We start from the raw sequence: 23629 nt of genomic DNA, 5'->3' as shown, positions 1-23629 counted from the left end.
CTTCATGCCCTGAACAATGAAGCTGCCTTCCGGCGAACCGGAAGGCAGCCCATTCGTCGCACCCAAGAACCCTCAAGGGCTGACCTCGACGATCTGATAAAATGCCTTGCCCGTTGGCGGGGCGGGGTCGCTCAAGACCTGCTGGGACGCAGCCGGCACGAAGGACGAACCCAGCGGATCGAAGCTTGTCATGTTGGTGCTTCTCTTCAGCTGGTAGGTCTTCGTGGTATCCAGATTTGCCACCGTGATTTCAAAGGCGGTGCCGTTGAACTTGGCGAGCGTGACCTTCGGGCCCTCCACCGGAGCGGAGATCTGACGGACCATCATCGCGTTGTATTGGGAACCACCGCTGGCACCCGCCATGAAGACGAAGTGGGACGGCTGAGTGGCGGTGAAGGTGCCGATCACATATTGGCCGGGATTGGCAGCCTCATTGCCGAAGACACCGGAATTCAGGTCCACGCTGGGATCTTCCGCATCGTAGGTTCCGTAGTTGTAGATACGGCCGGAGCAGCACTGGCGGGTGTCCGCCACCCAGATCTGAACCTGGTATTGCTGGCCGGGGATCAGGTTCGGAATCTCGATGAAGCCCGGGTTTCCGTAGCTGCCGCCGGAAAGCAGTGCTTCGTAATCCTGGTTGCCACCGCGGTTGTAGGGATCGAAATCACCGTAGCGGTCGTTGAGAAGCGGACCTTGCTGGAAGGTGACGCCGAGTTCAGCCACGGTGACTGCATTGCCACCGGCCCAGGCGTGGACCAGGGAGCCGTTCGTCTTGATGTCACTGACGTTGCCCGTGATGTTGGTTGGGGCACCCCAGTTGATCGGTACGAAGTCCGGAAGGCTGGTGCTATCGTTCGGATTGCTGCCGTAGCCGACCTCGGTGAAGTCGGAGAAGCCGTCCAGATCGGAATCCTTGCGGTTCAGCTTGGTGCCGGCGGTGACTTCCGCGGCATCGTTCAGGCCGTCGTCGTCGGTATCGCTATCCTCCGGATTTCCGCCATTCACATATTCCTGGGCGTTGGTCAGGCCGTCGTTGTCCGCGTCGCCGCCGGCATCGGCCGCATTGTTCGGATTGAAGCCATACTGCACCTCGAAGTAATCGGACATGCCGTCGGAATCGCTGTCCTGCTCGATGCCGAAGAGCTCGATTTCATTGAGCTGGAAGTCCGTGCCGCCGGTAGCGGTGGTGGTGAAGCGGAAGTACTTGTAGGCAGCCGCCGGGGCGGGCAGGTCGAAGCGGAGCACCTCGTTCCGGCTGATCCACAGTGGCGAGTCCTTGTCGGTCATCGCGAAGATCTGCTGGAAGGTGGTGCCATTCGTCGAACCTTCGATCTTCCACTCACGCGGATCCCGCTGTGGCGAGTCGTTGCCGGAGGCCAGAGTGAAGTGGGTGAGCTGCACCGTGTAGGGAAGCTCCATGGTGACGCTGACCGGGGTGTTGCCGTTGTAGAACTTCGCCTCGCCGCCGCCGACCTTGTTGTCGAACATGTCGAAGGCGCCTTCTCCGCCGCCGAAGCCATCGAAGAATGGTTTCGAGGTCGAGGTGATGTTCACCCAGTCGAAGAACGAGGTGTTCGGATCCGAGCCTTCGACGCCGTCGTCATCATGGTCGGTCACGTCACGGCCAAGCAGGGCATTCGTGCCAGTGCCGATCGAGGTAAGCTTGGCTCCTGCTCCGATCAAGGGATCGGCCGGATCGCCGCCATGAGCCACCTCATAGCCGTCGCGGAAGCGGTCGCTGTCCGAGTCCTGGGACTTCGGATCGGAATCGTAGGTATTGATCTCCTGTCCATCCGTCAGGCCATCGCGGTCGGTATCCGGATCCCCGGGGAAGGTTCCGTAGTTGTTGAGCTCATCGTCGTCGTCCAGACCGTCGTTGTCGGAATCCTTGACGTCCGGGCGCGTGCCGATCGTGAATTCCTCGGCATTGCTCAGGCCGTCACCATCTGGGTCGAGACCGGCATCATTGATGTTCGAGTCGCTAAGGAAGCCGGGATAAAGAGCTTCGTAAACGGCTGGCAGTCCGTCGCCATCGGCATCGGTGGTGCTCTTGGTGCCGAAGTATTCGATCTCGTTCAGTGCGTGCTGGTCGCTGCCGGTGCCATAGACGGCGTAGCGCAGGTAGCGGTAAGGCTTGGCGGTGGCGGGGAGATTTACCCGGATGACCTGGTTGCGATCCGTCCAGATCTGTTGTCCGGCGTAGTTGAAGCGGGTGATCGGGGTGAAATTCACGCCATCATTGGAGCCGAGGATGTCCCAGACGCGCGGGTCGCGCTGCGGGGAATCGCCGGACGAGGTGATGGTGAAATGGGTGAGGCTTACGACGCCATCAAACTCCACCGTGACGTGCTGCATGCCGCCGAGCGGGACGCCGTCACAGCACCATTTTTCCTCACCGTTTCCGACCTTGTTGTCGAACACGTCGAAGGCTCCGGCCTCGCCTTCTCCGGCGACGTGGAAGAAGCTCTTGTTGGAAGAGGTGATGGCGGTCCAGTTGAAGTTGGAGCCTTGGGAGGTGCTGTCGTTGCCGTTGTTCTCCGGGTCGGTCAGGTCGGAATCGAGCAGGGCTGCGGTGCCTGTGCCGAGGATGGTCAGCGTGGTGCCGTTCGGAGTGCTGGAGGCGCTCGTCAGCGAGGAGCCGGTGGCCGCTTCGTAAGAGTCGCTGAAGTTGTCGTCGTCGCTGTCGGTATCATTCAGCGAGCTGTGATGGACGGTGGCTTCGAGGAAGTCGGAGAGGCCATCGCTATCGGTATCCACGAGCAGCGGGCTGCCGCCTGCGGCGACGTCGGCACCGTCATTAAGACCGTCGCCATCCGTGTCGGCAATTTGCGGGTCGGTGCCCTTCTGATACTCGGCGAGGTTGCTGAGATTGTCGCCATCCGGATCGTTGGCGGCGTCCGCCGCGTTGTTCTTGTTGAGGATCGCCGGGTGGGCGTCTTCGTAGGAATCCGGGATCTGGTCACCATCGGCGTCCGGGGCGGCGATCAGGCGCAGCACGTAGGCGTTGATGGCCATGGAATTTTCCGAGACGCCGCGAACGTAGAATTTCTGGATGGTGTCATCCGCCACGAAGCTGCCGATCACGAAGCTGCTGGTCGACATGGCGTAGACGCTGGTTTCCGTGCCGACGCCGTTGTTTGGATCGTCGCTCCACTTCTGCGTGCGGCCATTGCAGCATCCCCGGTCATCCGAGCTGAAGAGCTGCACCTGATAAGTGGCTCCCGGAAGCAGGTTGCCGAGGGTTACCGAGGTAGGATTCGGGCCCGCCGTGGCGAAGCCATCCATGATCCGGTCGAAATTGGGATTGGTGGCACCGGGGGGAGTCCAGATGTTGGTGTCGTAATAGACGTAACCGCTATCGGTAATCGCGTTGTTGGTGCCGATGTCGTTGCCGACAGGTGCGTTTGCGAAGATGATCGTTTCGCTGCCGACGACCACGGACAGAGGGCCAGCACCGTTGCTGTCGCCCCAAGTGCCCGCGTGGGCGAGGGTTCCTGCCAAGCTGATGGAACTCTCGTTGACGGTCGGAGTCGGGCCGGTGATCCACGTGACGGGAGCCGCGGAAGAGGGGGTTGGAACCAAGGCACACAAGCCTAGGATCGTTACTATTGGGTTTCTCATGGTTCGTTGCCACCCTAGCTCACGGCAAAGATCCCGCCATCGCATGAAGATGCGACAGCGGGTGACAGAAAAACCCGGAATGCCGAACTCCTGTCTTATCAAGGAAAAGACAGGCCGACCAAGGTAGGAGAAACGCGCGGGAACGACATGTCCGACAGCCCCGCGCGCTTCCGTTCAGGCCAGAATATCCTTCACCACCTTCGCCGGTTCCACCCCGGTGAGGCGCTGATCCAGTCCTTGGAACTTGAAGCTCAGCTTCTCATGGCTCAAGCCGAGCTGGTTCAGGATGGTCGCGTGCAGGTCACGGATGTGAACCGGGTTCTGCGTGATGTTGTAACTCATCTCATCTGTCTCGCCATAGACTTGTCCGCCCTTGATGCCGCCGCCGGCCATCCAGAGCGAGAAGCAGCGCGGGTGATGGTCGCGACCGTAGTTCGTCTCGCTGAGTCCGCCCTGGCAGTAAACGGTACGACCGAATTCACCGCCCCAGATGACCAAGGTGTCATCCAACATGCCGCGTTGCTTGAGATCCTGGATAAGGCCGTAGCAGCCCTGGTCCACATCCATGCACTGCGAGCGCAGATCGCGCGGCAAGTCACCGTGCTGGTCCCACCCGCGGTGGAAGATTTGAACGAAGCGGGTGCCACGCTCCAAAAGCCGGCGCGCCATCAGGGCCGAGCTGGCAAAGGTGCCGCGCACCTTGCTGTCCTTTCCATAGAGCTCGTAGATGTGCTCCGGCTCGCTGGACATGTCGGCGAGTTCCGGCACCGAGGCCTGCATGCGGAAGGCCATCTCGTATTGCTGGATGCGGGTCTGGATTTCCGGATCACCCACCGCTTCATAGGAACGCTGGTTCATGGCATTCAGCCCGTCCAGCATCTTGCGCCGCAGGTCGCGGGAGATGCCGGGTGCATCTTGAAGGTAGAGCACCGGATCACCCTTCGATCGCAGGGCCACGCCGGCGTGCTTGCCCGGCAGATAGCCAGCACCCCAGAGGCGCGCCGAGATGGCCTGCACATTCGAGTATGGCGAAGAATGGTTGGCGTGCAGGACGACAAAGGTCGGCAGGTCCTCGTTCATGCTGCCGAGGCCGTAGGAGAGCCATGATCCAAGCGATGCCTTCCCGGACTGCATGTTGCCGGTGTAGACAAGCTGGTTCGCGGGCTCGTGGTTGATGGCTTCCGTGTGCATCGATTTGATGATGCAGAGGTCATCCGCCATGCGTGCGGTCCAGGGCAGCAGCTCGCTGATCCAAGCTCCGGATTTCCTGTGCTGCGCGAACTTGAAGATGGTTGGAGCGAGCGGGAAGGCTGCTTGCCCCGAGGTCATGCCGGTCAGGCGCTGGCCTTCCTTCGCCAGCCAGTCTTTCAGGTCTTCCTTGAAGCGCTTCTGGAGGTCGGGCTTGTAATCGAAGAGATCGAGCTGCGAAGGCGCCCCGATCAGCGAGATATAGATCGCCCGCTTTGCCTTCGGTGCGATGTGCGGCAGCATTCCTTCCAGCGCCGCCGGTGAAGGTCCGGAAGAGAAGGCTTGTCCGCTACCCAGCAGCGAGCTCAGGGCGGCGACTCCGAGGCCAGTGCCGTTTTTCCGGAAGAACTGGCGGCGCGTGATCGCGGAGTTGTAGTCGTGGAGCGTGTTCATGGCGGTGGTCCAGGAAAAGGGGCTTACTTGTTCAGCGTTTCGTCCAGATTCAGGAGCTGGCTGGAGACCAGGGTCCATGCGGCGAGTTCCGGCACATCCAGCACGGAATCCGCCTTGGTTTCGCCATTTGCGATGAGAGCCTTGGCGGCGTCGGCATCCGCGCGATAGGCAGCCAGCGCACTATCGAGGGTGTCCAAGGCGAGCTTCCTTTCGGCATCCTCCAGCTTGCGGGAGAAAAGACGCGTGGTGATGAAGTCGAGACGGGCCGCGGGATCCGATCCTGCCTTCATGGCATTCTCTGCGAGACGTCGCGAAGCTTCGACGAACTGCGGATCGTTCAAAGTCACGAAAGCCTGCAATGGCGTGTTGGTGCGGTCCCGCCGAACGCAGAACACCTCGCGGCTCGGTGCATTCAGGATCTCCATCGCCGGGTGCGGCGCGGTGCGCTTCCAGAAAGTGTAGAGCGAGCGACGGTAGAGAGCCTCACCGCTGTCCTGCTTGTAGTTGCGGGTGTTCGATTCCTTCATCGCCACCGCCTCCCAGATGCCCTCCGGCTGATAGGGCTTTACTGGCGGGCCGCCGACCTTGTTCGAAATGAGGTCCGCAGCGAAGAGGGCCATGTCACGCAATTCCTCCGCATCCATGCGATAGCGAGGGCCACGTGAGATCAGGCGATTGGACGGATCCTTCTCAAGCTTCTCGGGAGAAACGACGCCGGATTGCTGATAGGCGGCGGAAGTGACGATGAGCTTCAGCATGTGGCGATAGTCCCATTTGGAATCCACGAATTCGGCGGCCAGCCAATCCAACAGCTTGGGATGGCTGGGGCGTGCGCCCATGATGCCGAAGTCATCATTGGTCTCCACGATGCCGGTGCCGAAGAGATAGTACCATGTCCGGTTCATCGTCACTCGAGCGGGCAGGGGATTCGCCGGATCGTTAAGCCAGCGGGCAAGCCCCAGGCGGTTCTTGGGGGAGTCCGCGGCCATCGGCGGAAGCACGGCGGGCGTCGTGGGCGTGACCCGCTCGCCCTTGTCCGAGTAAACCCCGCGCGTCAGCACGTGGGCGAAGGGCTCATCCTTCTTCTCCTCCATCACCAACGAGACGGAACCGCGGCTGCGGAGCGTGGATTGCTCGGACTTCAGACCTTCGAGCTTGGCCTGTAGATCCCGGGTGGGTGCGTCGACATTGACGAGGTAGTAATTGAAGAGCGAGTCGACCTGCTCCTTGGTGCGCTGCTCGGCAGGGATCGAAGCGATGTGCTGGAGCATCGCATTCTGGGCCAGTGTGCCGATTTCCTGGTCGGAGAGCAGCCGGCGGTAGAAGCGGAAATCCTGGAGGGCCACCTTTCCGTTCAACTTCGAGTCGTCATTGTGACGCGCGCCCAGACGCAAGGGAACATCGGTCTCGATGGTGCCGCCGACGGTGTTCGGATAGGGGGCGGCGTTCTGGCGCTTGCCATCGATATAGATGGCGCTGGCCTGCTGGCCCGGGGTCGTGCCGTCGAAGGTCACCATCACGTGATGCCATTCGCCGGAAGGCAAGGGTGCCGGTGCCACGATCTTGTTGGCGGAATTGTCCCAGGTGTCGATGACGTGGGCCGCGGGCTGGCCGCCTTGGAGATAAAGATCCCAGCCACGGAACGACTGGGCCGGATTCATGCGCGCGACGACCGCGCCGGTAGGTGTGCCCTCCACCCGGATGAAGCCACCGTAGGTGATGCGATCCTCACGCTTGAAGTTGCCGAGATCCCCGAGGTCCACCGGACCATCGCTCACGACGGGGGCCTTGCCCAAGGGGGCATCGATGCGGGAAAGGTTGGCAGGCCACTCGCGCGACTCGCCGTCCACCAAGCCACGCAGTGGACCTTCCGGCTCGGTGAGCGGCAAGTGCAGCACCAGCGTCGAATCGATCTCAGGAGCGGGTGCGATGCTTGCGTTCGACACCCAGGCCTCGAACTCCGGTCGGGCGGCGTCGCGGCGGCTGGCGATTTGCTGGTTTGCCTGGGCGATTTCGGTGGTTACCGAAGTCCAGCGTTCGCGATCTTCCATCAGCGGCACGAAGACATTCGGTGGATGCTCGGCATTGTTGCCATCCAGCGCGGACATTGGCGTATTCCGGAAGAAGGCCGTGAGCGAGTAGAACTCCTTCGTAGAAACCGGATCGAACTTGTGATCGTGGCAGGCGGCACAGCCCGTGGTCAGGCCGAGCCAGACAGCGGAGACGGTTTCCGCGCGATCCTTCGCGTAGATCGCATCATACTCCTCGGCGATCGCGCCGCCCTCGCCTGTGGTCGCGAGACAACGGCTGAAGCCGGTGGCGACCTGCTGATCCAAGGTGCGGTCCGGAAGCATGTCACCCGCGATCTGCTCGGTGGTGAATTGGTCCCATGGCATGTTTGCCTGGAAGGCGCGGACCACCCAGTCGCGGTAAGGCCAGATCGCGCGGTAGTTGTCGATGTGGATGCCGTGCGTGTCGGCATAACGCGCGGCATCCAGCCAGTAGCGGGCGTAGTGCTCGGCGCTGGCGGTGGTGGCAAGCAGCTTGTCGGCGGCGAGTTCGACCGCGCCCTTGCGATTCACAGCGGCTTCCTTGACGAAAGCTTCCGTTTCTTCCGGTGAAGGTGGCAGGCCGGTGAGATCGAAATGGAGACGGCGATAAAGACGCGCGGGGTCCTCCGGAGGATTCGGGGTCAGACCGTTGTCCTTCAGCTTGGCGGCGATGAAGTTGTCGATGGGGTTCTGGGCCCAGTCCTTACCGGCTGCCGGGGCTTCAGGGCGCTTTACGGGAATGAAGGACCAGTGAGCTTCGTAGGGGGCTCCCTGCTCGATCCATTTTTCCAAGAGAGCGATCTGCTCCGGCGCCAAGGTCTTGTGGGAAATCGGCGGCGGCATGATCTTTTCGGGATCCTGCTCGTGGATGAGCTGCACCAAGCGGGACTCGCCCGGCTTGCCCTTCACGATGACCGGCTTGCCGTCCTCCCGGATAGCGAAGGCTTCTTTCTCGATATCGAGCCGGAGTGGCGCGGACTTTGGCTCGCGCGTTCCCGAGTCCGGGCCGTGGCAGTGGTAGCAATACTCCGAGAGCACCGGTTGGACGTGCTCGTTGAAGGAAATGGTTTCCGGTAGCGTGGGCTTCGGCTGGGGAAGGGGAGCAGGCTCGGTCTTTTTCTCTGCGGCGGCATCGGCCACCGCCGCGGCAGGCGTGGACGCTGCTGCGCCAGATTCGCGCCGTTCACAGGCTGCCAGAAGGAGGCATGACCCGAGGGCAGCCGCTGAAAAGCGAGAAAGCTCTGGAGAAAAATGCATTTTAGAAATTATTTCGTGATGCTAGCGAACACAATGGTCGATGAAAATCGGAAACGTGGCGCGAGGCGCTTTGCTTTCAATTGATTGGACAGCTTCCGCCCCTCAGGCTTCTGGAAGTGCTCTGGAACGATGTCGCAGGAAAGTGCCGATAAAAAGTCACCGGTTTGTGCGACCTTCGTGCTGCCGCCGTGTCCGCTCTTGCCGGAGGTGAGCCATGCCCACGGGCATATGATTACCCGGGTGCATGCGCCTGCCAAGTGTGCCCGATTCTACCTTGCCGCCATTTGCTATGCGCAATCGCTCTGGCGGGAGGGGAAGCCGGCACAGGCGATCCTGCAGCTTAACAAGGCCTTCATGGCTGACATGAGCGGGGATGAAGAGGTGCTGGCGAGGTACCCGCCGCCCTATGCGGTGCTGGTGTGGTTTCTGGAGAACCGGCCGGAGGGGCGGTTCCTCGGGAACCCGGTGCGGCACTTCCAGCATCTGGCGACGCGGGTCAGCGGGGAGCGGAAGGAAGTGCGATCCTGGCGGGCTTGGGCTTGCTTTCATCTTTCGCGAGAGGTGCTGCCGATGGACGAGTTTCCACCGGACGAGGAGCAGATTGCGAAGGAGAAGATTGTTTTCCCGGGCTGGGGAGAGGTGGTGGGACGGATTCGGGAAATGGGTTGGAAGGGAGAGTCGGACGTTTTGGAACAAACGAAGGCGACGCTCCGTGAGGGCGGGTAGGGCTACATTTTCAAGACGCTCTCAGGGTGGCCGGAGGGTGCCTGTTCCGCCTGTTATAACAGGGAAAATAACAGGCGATCCTTCTCGAGTGGAGACGGGAAAATGGAGGCCGGGAGCGTGACAGGAAGATCTGACATGGACCGAGTTTGCCAGAGCGGTGGTCGCGCTGGAATTACTGCCAGTGGTCCCCGCCGGGTAGGGCTTGCGAACGGACCTGAAGGTTGGTCGTGGGAGACGGAGACGTCGCGAGACGGGTTGGGCCCGCCTTCAAGGCGGAACTACGTGCAAAGGCACTAGAAGCCGAAGAACTGCAGGTGATTTCCGGCAGTCTCTTCGGCGAGCTCGCCGGTGCTCAGGCCAAGTCGTTCGGCGAGGCCTTCCCCAATCCGTGCAAGGTTTGCTGGGTGATTCAGGCCCTTGAGTTCGTGGGTTACGAACTCCGCGGGGGGCATCATGTCGGGTGCGTCGGTCTCGATTAGCAGGCGGTCACGCGGGACGACTTTGAAGGACTCGACTACCTTCGACTTCCGCGGCTGGAGGAAGTATCCGGAGAAGGAAAACCAAGCGCCCATCGGCGCGAGGCGCTTCACGAGTTCCGGGGAGCCACCGAAGGAATGCATCAGGAATTTTTCCGGCGGGGCCTCTTCCTCGAAGGCTTCGAACAAAGGCTCCCATGCCTTCAGGGCGTGGATGGTGAGCGGCATTTTCCGATCGCGGGCGAGGGCAAGTTGCGGAAGAAAGACCTCGCGCTGGATTTCCAGAGACGGGCCGGCAACCCAGCCGTCCAAGCCGCATTCACCGATGGAGGCGTTCGGAAAGCGGTCCAGAAAATCCTCCAAGCGCTGTAGCCATCCCTCCGTGCGCTGGTGCGCATGCCAAGGGTGTAGTCCAAAGGCAGGACGCACGAAATCCTGAAAGCCCTCCGCCAAATGGGCGACGGCTTCCCAGTCCTCTTCCGAGGTCCCATTTACTACACAGCCGCCGATACCCACCGCCCGCATCTCCGCGATGATCCGTGCCGGATCCCGGAAGCGCTGGAGGTGATTGTGGGAATCGAAGAGCATGGGATTGGGGACTGAATATTGATTACGGAATATTGTCCCCGATCCTTGGCCGCTGGCCGCCGAGTTACTCGACCTCGACAATCAAATTGATCTCGACCGCGACATTCAGCGGCAGGGCCGCGGCACCGAGAGCGGTGCGGGAGTGCTTGCCCTTGTCGCCGAAGATTTCGATCAGGAGTTCGCTGGCTCCATTCACGACCTGCGGATGACCGTAAAAGTCCGGAGTGGAGTTCACGAAGCCATTCAGGGCGACGATCTGCTTCACCTTGTCGAGCGAGCCGATCTCTTGCTTCACCACAGCAAGGCGGTTCAGGATGATGATACGGGCACCCTCCTGGGCTTCCTCGATGGAGACATCGGCAGGCACCTTGCCGATCACCTTGCGATCCCCATCGATCGGGAGGCCACCGGAAAGGAAGAGCAGATTGCCACTCCGCACGCAGTTCACGTAGGCCGCCACGGGCACGGGAACGTCTGGGAGCTTGTGGCCGAGGGATTCGATGCGGGCGAGGATGCTGTCCATGTCGCCGCGAAGTCAGCCCTGCTGCCTCCGGAGTGCCAAGCGGAAATCCGCCGCCGTGATGCTCAATGCTTCGGAGCCGCAGCCGGAGGCGTGGTCGGGAAGGAATCCGTGAGCAAGGCGATCAATTGTTTTCCAGAGCGGGTCAGCGTGGCATTGCCGCCCGCCTTGCCGTCAATCAGGCCACGGGTAAGGAGGCGATGGGAGACCCGCGAACTGCGCACTGCGGTCACGGTCGGCTCGGTCACCTCGCGCGGGCTCGGAGTGATGCCCACGGCGAGGCCGGTGGCGGTGAATGAGATTTCCCAGGAAGGCGAGGGAGCGGAAATATCGCCCTTCACCATCCACTTGTGGCGCTCGGCGAAGTCCCAGCTCTCCTTCCGCGGTACGGTGACCTTGAAATAAGCGGGACAGGCCATCACGAAGTCCTGCACACGGAGCTGCGGGTTCTTCTTGTGCTCCAGGAAGAGGGTCGCCACGTCCATGCCGGCGAGGTTCATCCCATTGAAGTTCCCGTGGAAATTCGTGCCGCCGGAGTAGGTGTGATGCCAGCCTTCGTAGTGCGTGCTCATCAGCAGGCACATTTCCAAATGGACGTGGGCGCGGGTGCGGTCGATGCCGGCGCCGGTATATCCCATGCGGCCCAGCACGGAACCGGGCTTCACCGGGTTTCCCGGCTGCACGGTGATTTCCGCGAGGTGGGCGTAGACGCTATAAAAGGTGCCGTCCTCGAGCTTGTGCTCCACCACGACGTACTTGCCATAGTTCGAGCGTCCGGCGACCGGGCTGGTATGAACCACGGTGCCATCGGTGATGGCCATCACCAGGTCGAGGGGGTTGCCGGCCTTGTCCCGCTTGATCGGTGCGATGTCGATGCCCTCGTGGAACTTGGTCAGAACCACATCCTGACCGAGCCGGATCGGCGTCCGCACGAAGCCGAAGCTGCCACCTTCCCAAGGCTTGGTGGTCTCGCCCTCGAAGGTGCGATCCACATACATGTAGAATTTCTCCGGTTCGTTGGAGAAAAGATGGTGGTTCTCCGTCGGGAGCTGGAGCTCCAGAGCGGAGGAAACGAGGGGGGCAAGAAGGGCGGCAGCGAGAGCGAGCGGGCGAAGCATGTCTGGATTACTTTTTCTTGCGGGGCTTTTCTTCCCCGATGCGCGGGAGCTTTTGGTCAAGAGAGTCGATCTCCGCGGCGCCGATGCCTTTCCAGATCACCAGATGGCCGTCGCTGATTTCCTTGTCGACGATCACCGCATCCACGATGCGGCCATTCATCATGGCGAGCATCCAGCGGTTCACCGCGCCGTTGGTAAGGGCTGCGAGGCGGGTCCGGGCGTGCGGCTTCAACTGGACCACCATTCCCATTCCTTCCCCGTCTTGGGACGGGAAGGGACTGAAGGCGGCGATGTCCTTGAAATTCACGTCCGGTGCACGGCGGTAGAAGATCTGCTTGCCGGCCGTGGCCTGCGGGAAGATGAGCTTCGGGTTGTCCGTGTCGTCCGCCTGAAGGTGGAAGGACACGGTGGTGGCTTCGCCTTTTTTCCCGCTGGCGTGGGCGGTGAGGCCGGGGCTCAGGGCGAGCGCGGCGATGGCGAAAAGGCGCGGCAGGGTCATGGGCGCGGAGCTTGCCTGCCGGGATGGCCTTTGAGAATCGAAAAATCGGAACCCTTTCACGCGCTGATCTTTCCGAAACATCAAGGTCTTGGCGGAAACAGGAAGTTTTGCAAAAAGGGGCTCATGACCGGGCAAGGAGAGATCGCCGCACAAGAATTGGACGCGGTAGAGCGGGGGCAGGGCAGCAGCTGGCGCCAGTGGACAGCGGAAGTCCTGCTATCCGTCGCGCTCTTCCATGCGGCCATGGCTTTTCCGATGGCGTCGGGCTGGCTCGTCCTGCTTTCGCTGGTTTTCCTGCTCCGCTTGCGCCGGGCCACCACGGTGCGCCGGGCCTTTTACGGGGGGCTGCTGGTGGGGGTGGGGATCATGGGCCCGCAACTGCTGTTTTTCGCGAAGATCTTCTCCGTCTTCGCCGTGGCGCTATGGTTTCTGCTGGCGATCTGGTTTGGAATCTTCGTGGCGCTGGGCAAGCAGGTGGAGCGACGCTTCGGGCGGCAGTGGGGGATGGCGGCGGCACCCTTCCTGTGGATGGGCTTGGAATTCATTCGCTGCGAGGTCTGGCCATTGAAATTCGCCTGGCTCACGCCCGGCTTCGTGCTGCCGCCGGCATGGTGGGCGGGAAGCTTTCACTGGCTGGGAGTCTACGGGACCGGTGCGGCACTCGTCTACGCGGCCGCGTGGGCGGCCGACCCTGCGCGAGGGCCGATCAAATGGGTGCTGCCGGCGTTTCTACCCGCCGTCCTGATCGGGCTGCCTGCGGCGAACCCGGGAAAAGATGCGTCGAAGATGATCTCGGTGGCGGGCGTGCAATGGGAGGAGCCGCTGCCGGAACAGGTGATCGAAAGCCTGGATGAGGCTCTGAAGCGGGCTCCGGAATCCCAGCTCATCGTCCTGAGCGAGTATACGTATTTGGGAGATCCGCCGAGGGAGCTGAAGGAATGGTGCCGACGGAACAAGATGCATGTGCTGGTGGGCGGGATGGACCGGCAAGTCGCCGAGCACACGGAGGAGCGGGTTTATAACACGGCTTTCCTGGTCGGTCCCGATGGAGAGATCGCCCTGAAGCAAGTGAAGTCAGTGCCGATCCAATTTATGAACGACGGGCTGCCTGCACGGCACCAGCGTCTGTGGGATAGTCCGGCAGGAAAGGTCGGGATCGCGATCTGCTACGACATGAATTACGCGCGGGTGATGGACCGCTTGATTACCCGCGATGCCGAGTTGCTCATCGTGCCCGCGATGGACGTGATGAGCTGGGGGCCGCACGCGCACAAGCTGAGTGCGCAACTGGCGGCGGTGCGGGCGGCGGAATATGGGGTGCCTCTCTTCCGTCTCGCGAGCTCGGGCTTCTCGCGGATCGTTTCCCCGGACGGAAAAATCGTGAAGGAACTCGGTGTGCCCGGGCAGGGGGAGATCATCTGGGAGAAGATTCCCTTGGTTGGGACAGGGCGAAGGCCGCTTGACCGGTGGTTGCTATGGCCTTGTGCGGGGCTGGCGGCCGTGCTGACCACTTTCCTGAGCCTGGAGAAGCTCTGGAAACGGAAGAGGGGACCCTGAGGTCCCCTCTTGAAAGGCAGTTGATGGAAGATCTTATCGTCTCAGCCCAATGGGCTGGGATACTCGCCGGCTTCGATGAGCTTGGCGATGGAAGCGACCACGTGCGGCTTGTCATCCGGATAGGTGACTCCGAACCAGGAAGAGGTGGTGTCGAGCACCAGGCAATCGGCTTTCTCGCGGCGGATGAGGTCATCGACCACGGTGGGGATGTAGCACTCGGACTTCTGCTCGCCGCCCTTTTCGGTGAGGAAGGCGGTGAAGTGCTCCTCGATCTGATCGAAGAAGCTGCGGGTGAAACCCCAGAAGTTCATGGAGACCGGCGAGGTGTCCTCGATTTCGCGGCGGGAGCCATCGAGGGCGGTGCCGCGGCAGACGCCATCGGCATCCCGGGCGATGTCCACCACTTCCTCGACGTCGGTCAGCAGGCCGTTCGCATCGGTCTTACAGATGCCGCGGTTCACGGAGCCGTGCTGGGAGAGGGTATTGCGCAGCGGATAGCCGACCATCGAGTAGTGGTCCTTCGATGCATCCGCGGAACCGGCAGCGAACCAGCGGGCGATCGATTGATAGGCATCGGCACCATAGAAGTCGTCGGCATTGATCACGGCGAAGGGGCCGTCCACCACGTGGCGGGCGGCGCGCACGGCGTGGGCGGTGCCCCAAGGCTTGGTGCGTCCTTCCGGCACGCTGAAACCTTCCGGGAGGTCTTCCAGCTTCTGGAAGGCGTAATCCACCTCGATCTTGCCGGCGAAGCGGGCTCCGACGCTGTTCTTGAAGGCATCGGCGAAGTCCTCGCGGATGATGAAGACGACCTTGCCGAAGCCGGCGCGGATCGCGTCAAAGACGGAGTAATCCAGCACGGTCTCCCCATTGGGGCCCATCGGGTCCATCTGCTTGAGGCCGCCGTATCGGGAGCCCATGCCTGCGGCGAGAACGAGTAGAGTCGGTTTCATCAAGGTAGGTTCTGGAAATGCGGCGGGGTTATGAGCGCCCCGGCCCTGATCGGCAATGCGGAATGGCGCATGGGGCTGGTGGAAAGGCGAAGCGGGGAGGGGGCGGTGCGAAGCGGCCGCCATGGAATCGATTCCCAAGGTTCGGGGGCATGCCCGCCGTTGCATCCAGCGGGGGAATATGCTTCGAATGGGCCGCGCTTTTTATAGCAGGACGAATGCGTTCCGCGTGCTATCCGTTTTCTCCTGCTGAACTTCCCTTCCGTTTCCTTGCCGGAAAGTAACCGCCAACCGCGAACCACCGTGAAAAAGTCAATTTCCTGCCTGCTCCTCGCTGCCTCCTGCCTGACGCTCCCGCTGCATGCCGAGTATCGCACCTGGGTGAATACCGAGGGTGCCAAGATCGAAGCCGAACTGGTGAAAGCGGAGGGTGACAATGTCACGCTCAGGCTGCGCAGCGGCAAGGTCACGACCTTCGCCCAATCGAAGCTTTCATTCCCTGATCAGGAATTTCTCAAGAGCCAGACAAGCAAGCCGGAGGCCGCGACCGAGGAGGCAGCGCCGACTGTCGCTGCGGACCGGAAGGCGAAATGGCTGAGCAAGATGGACAAGGCCCAAGAGCAGTCCAAGGAGACCGGCCTGCCGATCCTCGTGCTCTTTACCGGTACCAGCTGGTGTCCGTACTGCATCAAGCTGGAGGATGAGGTGTTCTCCAAATCCGAGTTCAAATCCTTCGCTGACCAGAATCTGGTGCTGTTGATGCTCGACTTTGGCCCTGGGGGCGCGGCGAGCAGCAAGAAGGACGAGAAGCTGCAGAAGGAGTATGGAGTGAGCGGCTTCCCCACCTATTTTCTGACCGATAGTTCGGGCAAGCAGCTGGCGAAGGGTGGCTATCACAACGGGATCACTCCCGACGAATTCGCCAAGTGGGCGAAGGCGGCGACTCCGAAGAAGTAAGGGGAGGAGAGGCCGCTATTCGCGGTCCCACTCGATTTCACGGCGAAGGCCGACGACGTGAAAGTGCTCGTCCGCATTGAGGATGAAGCCTTTCGCGTCGGTCTTCATGCCTTCTTTCTTCAGGCGGGCGCTCTGTTTTTTCGCGAGTTCCTCCGGCATGCCGCGGCTGACGCGTCCTTCCGCCGCGACGACACGGTGCCAAGGAAGCGCCTTCGATTCCTTGGGATCGAGATGGCTGAGCACGCTGGCCACCTGGCGGGGCGTGACGTCCAGATGCATCGCGATCGAGCCGTAGGTCGTGAAGCGGCCTTTCGGAATCAGTCCGATCACGCGGATGACTTCGGCGCGGACGCGGGCGGCAGCATTGGATTTCGGCATGTGCTTGGGGCTGATCGAAACCCCTCCTCGCCCAAGCCGCCATTCGAAAAGCCGGGGTCCGGTCAGGTCCCGCCTATCATGGTGAAATGAGAGCGGGACCTGTCGGGCGGGATTTCAGCCCAGCGCTTCGATGGCGGCACCGAAGTTGATGTGGAAAGTCTGGCCGTTCATGACAATGGCCGGGACGGACTTTACGCCGGCGGCCTTGGCTTCGGCGACGCGGCCCGCTTGGTCGCCGAGGTGGACGATTTCCACGTTGTAGCGTTGCGGGTCGAGGGCTTGGGCCACGCTTTGTTCGGCTTCCACACAGACAGGGCATCCGGCGTGGTAGAAGGTAGCGGTCGTTTTCATGGTCGATTTCGTGTTGTGTTGGTTCCGCCGGGTCTTTGTGTTTCCCGGCACGCCGCGATCCTGCCGCGGATCCGATTTTCCCAAATGGGGCACTTTTTGGCGGGGTGGGTACCAAAAGGTTCCCTCTGGACAGGCCTCGGAGGCTCGGCCTTTCTTGGCTCCATGCCTCCCGGAAAGCCGAAATTCATCCCCTTGGCGGATCGAAAAAATTATCACCGCTTCGAGGACGTGATCGGCTGCAAGTGGAGCAGCTCGGTGGTAGCAGCCGTGGCGGGCGGGGTCACGCGGCCCGGGGAACTCGAGCGCTTTATACCGGGGATCTCGACGAAGATCCTGAATGAGCGGCTGAGAAAGCTGGTGGACTTCGGCGTGTTGACCCGCAGCGAGCAGCCGGGGCTGCCAGCTCGGGTGGACTACGGTCTCACCGAGGCCGGGAAGAAGCTGGCCACGCTGTTGGACCAGGTCCGGCTGCTGAATCTGGAACATCCGGCTCCGGAATCCTGAAGCAAAGAGAGGGAGGGGAAAAACCGGACATTACGGCTTTCCTTTTCTTTCCCGTCCGGCGTGGGAAAGCGGTTGCTCCCGTTCATGCAGCTTGTTTAGCCTCTTGTCGTGCCGGAGACCGAGGAAGCCGCCAGAACAGCCGCAGGATTGGATCGCGAATATATTCGCGACGTTTTCCGGGCGATGCTCCGGTCCCGACTCCTTGAGAACAAGCTCTCCAGTCTCTACAAGGCGGGGAAGATCGTCGGAGGTGTCTATCTTGGAAAAGGCCAAGAGGCGGTGAGCGCTTCGCTGGGAGCCTCCCTGATCAAGGGCCGTGACATTTTCGCCGCGCTGATCCGGGACCAAGCCGGGCGCACCGCCTTCGGCGAGCCGCTGATCGATTGCACCCGTACCTACTTGGGCTCCGTGCTCGGACCGATGAAGGGCAGGGATGGGAATATCCACCGTGGTCGTCCGCTGGATGGCATGCCGGCGATGATCAGCCATCTGGGCGCGGAGGTTTCCGTGGTCGCGGGGATGCTGGTGGCGCGGCGCCTGAAAGGGGAACTACAGGGAGTAGTCGGCGCGACCTGCGTGGGCGATGGCGCGACTTCCACCGGAGCTTTCCACGAGGGCCTGAATATGGCCGCGGTCGAGAATTTGCCGATGGTGGTGATCGTGGGGAACAACCAGTTCGCCTACTCCACGCCGACCGATCGCCAGTATGCCTGCGAGGATCTGGTGGAGCGCGCGAAGGGATATGGCGTGGGCGGGCACTCGGTGGATGGCACCGATATGCTGGCCTGCACGAAGGTCATCGGCCGTGCCGTGCAACTGGCACGCGAGGGTGGTGGACCCCAGATGGTGGTCGCACGCTTGCTACGCCTGACCGGCCACGGCGAGCACGATGACGGCAGCTATGTGCCGCAAACTTTGAAGGCCGGACATCTGGGACGCGATTGCCTGGATGTCGGAGAGGCTCAAATGGTCGAAAATGGCTACGCTTCCGCAGAGGAGGTGGAGCGCTGGAAGACCGAATTCGCCGATGAAGTGCAGGCCGCGGTGGCGCAGGCCCAGCAGGAACCGGTGCCAGATCCCTGGCATGAGGTTTGGCATGCATGCTCGACGCAAACGGGAAGGGGACTTTGACGAATGAGCGTGACTTACGTGGATGCGATCCGGGATGCGCAGGAGAAGCTGCTGCGCGATGACCCGCGTGTCTTCCTTTACGGCCAGGATATTTCGAAATTCGGCGGGGCTTTCAAGGCGACCAAGGGGCTCGCGGAGGCCTTCCCTGGACGCGTGCTGGATTCCCCGATCAGCGAGGACGCGATGATCGGCATGGCAGTCGGCGCGGCGATCGAAGGCATGCGCCCGATCGTGGAGATGCAGTTCGCGGATTTCTCCTCAATCGCCTTCAACCAGATCGTCAATCAGGCGGCGACGCACTTCTACCGCACCGGGGTGCCGGTGCCGCTCACGGTGCGTCTGCCCTCCGGTGGCACACCGGGTTCCGGCCCGTTCCACAGCCAGAGCATGGAGGCGCTCTACGCGCACTATCCCGGCCTGGTGGTGGTGACTCCGGCGACGGTCTCCGATGCGTATCACATGCTGATCGAGTCGGTGGAGCTCGATGATCCGGTGGTCTATTGCGAGCACAAGTTCCTCTACCGCTGGCTGAAGGCTCCCCGCATCAATGGTGATAACCTGCCCATCGGCAGGGCGCGCATCACGCGGCCGGGCAAGCATGCCACGGTGGTGACCTACAGCGCCATGGTGCACGAAGCCGTGCGTGCCGCGGAACGCCTGAAGGAAGAAGGCAGCTGGGAGATCGAGGTCGTGGACCTGCGCTCGGTGAAGCCGCTGGATATCGATACCGTGCTGGCCAGCGTGGCCCGCACCGGCCGTCTCCTGGCGCTGGGTGAAGCGTTCCCGTGGGGCGGCGTCACGGCTGAAGTGGTCGCTCGGGTTTGCGCCGATGGCTTCCACCTGCTGGACGCGCCGCCGAAGCGGCTGAACTCCCGCGATACGCCGGTGCCTTATCATCCCAAGCTCTGGGCGGCCCACCGCCCGACTCCGGAGTCCATTTGCATCGCCTTGCGCGAACTACTGAATTTCTAGTACTAAGGTTTAGCGATCCGTCCTTAGCTCATTTTTTCCGACCCATGCCAACCGTTCCCATCCTCATGCCGCAGCTTGGCGAGTCCATCGCCGAGGCGACCGTCGTTCGCATCGACATCGCGCCCGGCACGGAGGTGAAGGTGGACCAGGAAGTGATCGAGGTGGAGACCAGCAAGGCGACCATGGGTGTCACCACGCTGTGTTCCGGGATCGTGAAGGAGATCCACGCGAAGGAAGGGGTAACCTATTCCGTCGGCACCTTGCTCGGCTTGCTCGATGTGACCGATGAGGAAGTCACGCGTACCGGGGTGGATACCTTGGAAGCTGCCGCGGATCGCCGGACGGCTGCTGCTGCCGCACCGGAGCAGGAGAAGAACCTGCACTTCGCGCTGGATGATGACAGCTACGAGGAAGCTCCGGCCGTGGTGCCGAGCGTGAAGGGTCTGCCGGTTCCGGCAGGAACCATGGGTGCTCACTATATATCCCCGCGCATGCGTGCCCGGATGGATGAGATGGGCCTGCGCGAGGCGGATATTTCCGCGATCGTGGGCACCGGTGCCGGTGGCCGCGTGACGGTGGAGGATCTGGAGAAGTTCATCGATTACATCGAGACTTGGCCGAGCAGCAATGCCTCGCCGATGCGCCTGGCAGTAGCCGATGCGATGCGCCGCAGTTGGACTCGTCCGCTGGCGACCGTCGGCTTGCCGGTTCGCCTGGATCGCGTGTTGGAGCATCGCCGCAACCAGGAGCCGAAGCCGGGCTTGACGCTTTACGTGCTGCGTGCCTTTGCCTTGGCGCTGGTGGAAGATCCGGCGAGTTCCGGCTTCCTGATGGGCCAGAAGGTCGTGCATCCGCGCGCCTTCGACATCGGTGTTGCGGTGCAGGTGGAGGACGGCGTGGTCGTCCCCGTGCTGCGCAAGGTGGACCAGAAGTCACTCGGCGAGCTCACCAATGAATACGCGGAGATGGTGGAGCGTGCGCGCCGCCGCCGTCTGGCGGAGGGTGATCTCAAGGGCGGCATCGCCACGGTCACGAACTTCGGCACCTTCGGCCTCACCTCCGGGACGCCGATCCCGCTGCCGAACGAGACCCTCATCCTCGGCCTCGGTGCCGGGGTGAAGAAGCCGGTATGGAGCGACCAGGTGGAAGCTTTCATCCCGATGACCGAGGCGGAGCTGGTGGTGACCTTCGATCATCGCGTGGTCGATGGCGGCGGAGCAGGGATGTTGCTGAACCGGGTGGCGCAGTTGCTGCAGCAGCCGGAGAAGCTGTGAGTTCCCTCGCTGAGGTTCCTGCTCCTGCGATCACCCGGGCTTGACCCCGGCGCATTCCCCGCGTTTCCTGCCGCCGCCCAGTGGAAAAGATCGATATCCCCAAAAAGGCCATTTACCGCCTCTCGATCTACCACCGTTGCCTCCAGCGTCTGCAGGACAATGGCCAGGAAACGGTGAGTTCTACCGCTTTGGCGAAGGCCGCCGGGGTGAAACCGGCCCAGCTCCGCAAGGATCTGGCCTATTTCGGTCAATTCGGCACCCGCGGGCTGGGCTATCCGGTGGAGATGCTGGGCTCGATGATCCGGGACGTGTTGGGGCGCGAACGCCTGCAGCCGGTGGTTCTGGTGGGTGCAGGTAATCTTGGCTCGGCACTCCTTCATTACCAAGGCTTCCAGAAGGAAGGTTTCGAGGTGGTCTGTGCCTTCGATGCCGACCCTGAAGCCGCTGTCCGCCGCGGGGTGAATATTCCGGTGAAGTCGGACAAGGAGATCGACGAGTTCGTGAAGGTGGAGAACGTGAAGCTCGCCATTCTTTGCGTGCCGGCGGGATTTGCCCAAGCGGTGGCGAACCGCTTGGTCGCGGCGGGGATCCAAGGCATCCTGAATTTCTCCCCGGTGGTGCTGGAGGTGCCGGAGGAAGTGGTGGTGAACAATGTGGACTTGGCGCTGGAGCTGGAGCATCTCAGCTTCTTCGTGCGTTAAGGTTTGCCACTTTTCGTCCGTTTCCGGGGATGGATCCGACTTTCCCCCAAGATTTTCCGGAGCCGCCCGTTCCTTTGACAAGAACGGTGCCGAGTCAGCCGGACATGTTGGAGACCAGGGAACAATTCGTCGAAAGGGCGCTCGCGGAGTACGAGTCCCCGCTCGTCGGCTACGCTTATGGTTTCGTCCATGATCTGGAGCGTGCACGGGACATCGTGCAGGACACCTTCATCCGGCTGTGCCAGCAGGATGTGGCCAAAGTGCGGGATGGCCTGAAGACCTGGCTTTTCACCGTCTGCCGGAACCGCGCGCTGGATGTCCTGCGCAAGGAGTCCCGGCTTACCGTCATCGACGAACAACAACTTCTCTCCCGCGAAAGTGAAGCTCCCGGACCGGACCAGACCCTCGATCAGGCCGAAAGGCTGACCCAGGTGATGCGTTATCTGGGAAGGCTGCCCGAAAACCAGCAGACGGTCATCCTGATGAAATTTCGCGATGGCTACAGTTATCAGGAAATCTGCGATGCCACCGGCCTGAGCAGCGGCAATGTGGGTTTCCTCATTCATACCGGCCTGAAACGGCTGCGTGAACTTCTTCCCTCCGATCTTCTCGATTCCTCCTCTCCTCAACCATGAAACTTGAACCTGACGATCCACGATTGAGTGCCTGGGTGCTCGGCGAACTTCCCGCCTCCGAGGCGCAGGAGGTGGAGCGTGCCGTCGCCGGGGATCCGGCCTTGCAAGCTGCCGCCGCGGAATTGCGCGGGGTGGGGGATTTCCTTTCCAGCGCCCTTGCCGCCTCGGCATTGCGCCCGGATCAGCGGGAGGCCGTGCGTCGTGCAGGCAGGGCTCCGGCGGCCAATGTGGTCGAGTTTCCGGTGAGCAAGAAGAAGCACCGCGCGTGGCCGGCCATTGCGGCCGCTGCCGCCGTCGTCGCGGCAGGGATCTTTGTCGCCTCCCGTTACGATGTGGATCGTCCGGCTTCCGGCCTGTCCCAGACGTCTCCAGCTGAGGGCGGGGAGAACTCCCTGGCCCCATTCCCGGGTCCCCGGATCCTGCCGGCGAAGACCAGCCCGAATGCGGGTAGTCATCCCTTGGCCCGCTCGATTCCCGGAGGTCCGGCGGTTCCTGCGGATCTGGCGAGCCAGCCTCTTCCTGAAGTTTCGAAGCTGCCGACGACCTCGCCCTTGCAGCCTCTCCAACAAGCGGCGGAGATCGAGCTCCCCTTGCTAGTGGGCCGTTCCAGTTACGATTGGGTGCGCGGCTGGATCCGCGAGAAGAACGAGCTGCCGCCGAGGGATGCCGTGCGTATCGAGGAGCTGGCGAATGCGTTCCCTCTGCCCGCGGCGGAGGAGACCCGAGAGTTCGCAGGTCTGCGTGTCGCCTGTGTTTCCATGGCCTCGCTTTGGTCGGGGCCGGGGCGGTTGGTCGGAGTCCAGATCGCGAATGAATCTCCGGACTCCAAGGAGGTGACCTGGTCTTTCAGCCCCGCACCAAACTCGCGGGACGGGGGGGTGCGGGTGCTTGCCTCCACCGGTTCCGAAGGAAAGAGCGCTTCGATCCTGCCGCCCGGGCAGCGGACCCTCGTCCTGATCGAACTGGCCTCTGCCGCTGGTGACGCGGGAGATCTGGTGGTGGCGTCCGGCGGGCGCAGCAAGCGCTTTCCGGCCATGGAGTCGAAGGATTCCTCGTTGAAGCAGGCGGCTCTGGTCGCGGCTTTCGGAATGTGGCTGCGTGGCGAGGGTATTGATGACTCGCGCCTGAACCAGATTCTGGTGGCTGCCGGGGAGGATTCCAATCCGGAGTGGGCCGACTCCCGGCGCCTGATGCGCGAAGCCCTAGGCATTGCCGCGGCCAAACGTTGACTCGGTCCGGAGCGGGCGATTCAGTGAGCCGCATGTCCCGGCTTTCGATTCCTGAATACGCGATGGCGCTCGCGCATGTGGCGAGCATGCGCTCGGAAGACCCTTACCGGAAGGTGGGTGCCGCCGCGCTCGATTTTGACAACCGGGTCATCGGCACGGCCTACAACGGCCTCGCACCGGGCTTCAACGCGCCGGAAGGCTTTTGGGATGACCGGGAGGCGCGCCAGAAATTCATGCTCCACGCGGAGGTGAACCTCTGCAGCCTTTTCCGCCGTGGAGAGGCCAAACTGGTCGCCACGACCACGATGCCCTGTACGGCCTGCATGCAGACCCTCTGCGCCTATGGCATCCGGGAGATTTACTACCGTGACGTCTATCATAGCTCCGACGCCCCGGAGATCGCCCGGCTCTACGGCGTAAGGCTCGAAAGGGTGGACTTCACTCCTTTTGATGGAGGTCCCATCCCGGCGGCCCCGTGACGGCTCGGGCCGGG

Annotated in this window: 21 protein-coding genes; 11 read left to right on the top strand and 10 right to left on the bottom strand. The window is 62.2% G+C overall.

What is annotated here, in order from left to right:
- Positions 1-72: 72 nt before the first annotated feature.
- From HHL09_RS04555 to HHL09_RS04545, 3 genes are all read right to left on the bottom strand, one after another.
- Entirely contained in the window at positions 73-3621 is a 3549-nt protein-coding gene (locus tag HHL09_RS04555; protein ID WP_169453294.1) for a discoidin domain-containing protein, read from the bottom strand.
- Between the two features lie 174 nt (positions 3622-3795).
- The gene (locus HHL09_RS04550; RefSeq protein WP_169453293.1) at positions 3796-5262 is read right to left on the bottom strand and encodes a DUF1501 domain-containing protein; all 1467 of its coding nucleotides are present in this window, start codon (positions 5260-5262) and stop codon (positions 3796-3798) included.
- A gap of 23 nt (positions 5263-5285) precedes the next feature.
- The gene (locus HHL09_RS04545) at positions 5286-8570 is read right to left on the bottom strand and encodes a DUF1553 domain-containing protein (RefSeq protein ID WP_169453292.1); all 3285 of its coding nucleotides are present in this window, start codon (positions 8568-8570) and stop codon (positions 5286-5288) included.
- A 129-nt stretch (positions 8571-8699) separates the two neighbouring features.
- Between HHL09_RS04545 and HHL09_RS04540 the strand changes: the two genes are divergently transcribed.
- Positions 8700-9296 carry a hypothetical protein gene (locus HHL09_RS04540; RefSeq protein ID WP_169453291.1) on the top strand — a complete coding sequence of 199 codons (597 nt, stop codon included), beginning with the start codon at positions 8700-8702 and terminating at the stop codon, positions 9294-9296.
- A 293-nt stretch (positions 9297-9589) separates the two neighbouring features.
- Here the strand turns inward: HHL09_RS04540 and HHL09_RS04535 are convergent, their stop codons facing one another.
- From HHL09_RS04535 to HHL09_RS04520, 4 genes are all read right to left on the bottom strand, one after another.
- On the bottom strand, positions 9590-10360 hold the full coding sequence (locus HHL09_RS04535) for a TatD family hydrolase (RefSeq protein ID WP_169453290.1): 771 nt from the start codon (positions 10358-10360) through the stop codon (positions 9590-9592).
- A gap of 64 nt (positions 10361-10424) precedes the next feature.
- Positions 10425-10883, bottom strand: a complete 459-nt coding sequence (locus HHL09_RS04530) for a RidA family protein (RefSeq protein ID WP_169453289.1) — start codon at positions 10881-10883, stop codon at positions 10425-10427.
- 62 nt (positions 10884-10945) lie between these two features.
- Positions 10946-11998: a M23 family metallopeptidase gene (locus HHL09_RS04525; RefSeq protein WP_169453288.1), complete on the bottom strand. Its 1053-nt coding sequence runs from the start codon at positions 11996-11998 to the stop codon at positions 10946-10948.
- A gap of 7 nt (positions 11999-12005) precedes the next feature.
- Positions 12006-12497: a hypothetical protein gene (locus tag HHL09_RS04520; protein WP_169453287.1), complete on the bottom strand. Its 492-nt coding sequence runs from the start codon at positions 12495-12497 to the stop codon at positions 12006-12008.
- A gap of 123 nt (positions 12498-12620) precedes the next feature.
- Between HHL09_RS04520 and HHL09_RS04515 the strand changes: the two genes are divergently transcribed.
- A complete protein-coding gene (locus tag HHL09_RS04515; protein ID WP_169453286.1) occupies positions 12621-14054 on the top strand; it encodes a carbon-nitrogen hydrolase family protein in 1434 nt (477 codons plus the stop codon).
- Between the two features lie 41 nt (positions 14055-14095).
- Here the strand turns inward: HHL09_RS04515 and HHL09_RS04510 are convergent, their stop codons facing one another.
- Positions 14096-15007 carry a nucleotidyltransferase family protein gene (locus HHL09_RS04510; protein ID WP_169453285.1) on the bottom strand — a complete coding sequence of 304 codons (912 nt, stop codon included), beginning with the start codon at positions 15005-15007 and terminating at the stop codon, positions 14096-14098.
- 300 nt (positions 15008-15307) lie between these two features.
- On the opposite strand from HHL09_RS04510, the gene HHL09_RS04505 reads away from it, so the two are divergent.
- Positions 15308-15961, top strand: coding sequence for a thioredoxin family protein (locus tag HHL09_RS04505; protein ID WP_169453284.1), 654 nt, complete (start codon positions 15308-15310; stop codon positions 15959-15961).
- 15 nt (positions 15962-15976) lie between these two features.
- On the opposite strand, the gene HHL09_RS04500 is transcribed toward HHL09_RS04505, so the two are convergent.
- Together HHL09_RS04500 and HHL09_RS04495 are read right to left on the bottom strand one after the other, a co-directional pair.
- A complete protein-coding gene (locus HHL09_RS04500; protein ID WP_169453283.1) occupies positions 15977-16339 on the bottom strand; it encodes an MGMT family protein in 363 nt (120 codons plus the stop codon).
- Positions 16340-16453: 114 nt separating this feature from the next.
- Positions 16454-16690 carry a thioredoxin family protein gene (locus HHL09_RS04495; protein ID WP_169453282.1) on the bottom strand — a complete coding sequence of 79 codons (237 nt, stop codon included), beginning with the start codon at positions 16688-16690 and terminating at the stop codon, positions 16454-16456.
- Positions 16691-16852: 162 nt separating this feature from the next.
- Here HHL09_RS04495 and HHL09_RS04490 point away from each other — a divergent pair, with 162 nt between their 5' ends.
- The 8 genes from HHL09_RS04490 to HHL09_RS04455 all read left to right on the top strand — a co-directional run bounded on the left by HHL09_RS04490 (position 16853) and on the right by HHL09_RS04455 (position 23615).
- Positions 16853-17194, top strand: a complete 342-nt coding sequence (locus tag HHL09_RS04490) for a winged helix-turn-helix transcriptional regulator (RefSeq protein ID WP_169453281.1) — start codon at positions 16853-16855, stop codon at positions 17192-17194.
- 183 nt (positions 17195-17377) lie between these two features.
- Positions 17378-18325 (top strand): thiamine pyrophosphate-dependent dehydrogenase E1 component subunit alpha, encoded by a 948-nt coding sequence (locus tag HHL09_RS04485; protein WP_169453280.1) that lies wholly within the window; start codon positions 17378-17380, stop codon positions 18323-18325.
- Positions 18326-18328: 3 nt separating this feature from the next.
- Positions 18329-19297 (top strand): alpha-ketoacid dehydrogenase subunit beta, encoded by a 969-nt coding sequence (locus tag HHL09_RS04480; RefSeq protein WP_169453279.1) that lies wholly within the window; start codon positions 18329-18331, stop codon positions 19295-19297.
- Between the two features lie 44 nt (positions 19298-19341).
- Entirely contained in the window at positions 19342-20571 is a 1230-nt protein-coding gene (locus HHL09_RS04475) for a dihydrolipoamide acetyltransferase family protein (RefSeq protein WP_169453278.1), read from the top strand.
- 80 nt (positions 20572-20651) lie between these two features.
- A complete protein-coding gene (locus HHL09_RS04470) occupies positions 20652-21272 on the top strand; it encodes a redox-sensing transcriptional repressor Rex (protein ID WP_169453277.1) in 621 nt (206 codons plus the stop codon).
- A gap of 104 nt (positions 21273-21376) precedes the next feature.
- The gene (locus HHL09_RS04465; protein ID WP_169453276.1) at positions 21377-21907 is read left to right on the top strand and encodes an RNA polymerase sigma factor; all 531 of its coding nucleotides are present in this window, start codon (positions 21377-21379) and stop codon (positions 21905-21907) included.
- Complete coding sequence (locus HHL09_RS04460; RefSeq protein ID WP_169453275.1) at positions 21904-23136, top strand: VWA domain-containing protein; 1233 nt, start codon at positions 21904-21906, stop codon at positions 23134-23136. The genes HHL09_RS04465 and HHL09_RS04460 overlap by 4 nt, the downstream gene beginning before the upstream one ends.
- Before the next feature lie 32 nt (positions 23137-23168).
- On the top strand, positions 23169-23615 hold the full coding sequence (locus tag HHL09_RS04455) for a deoxycytidylate deaminase (protein WP_205760977.1): 447 nt from the start codon (positions 23169-23171) through the stop codon (positions 23613-23615).
- Positions 23616-23629: the final 14 nt, after the last annotated feature.

Origin of the sequence: Luteolibacter luteus, assembly GCF_012913485.1 — a bacterium.
In the GTDB taxonomy this organism is placed as follows: domain Bacteria; phylum Verrucomicrobiota; class Verrucomicrobiia; order Verrucomicrobiales; family Akkermansiaceae; genus Haloferula; species Haloferula lutea.
This window is presented reverse-complemented; position numbering and strand designations above follow the sequence as displayed.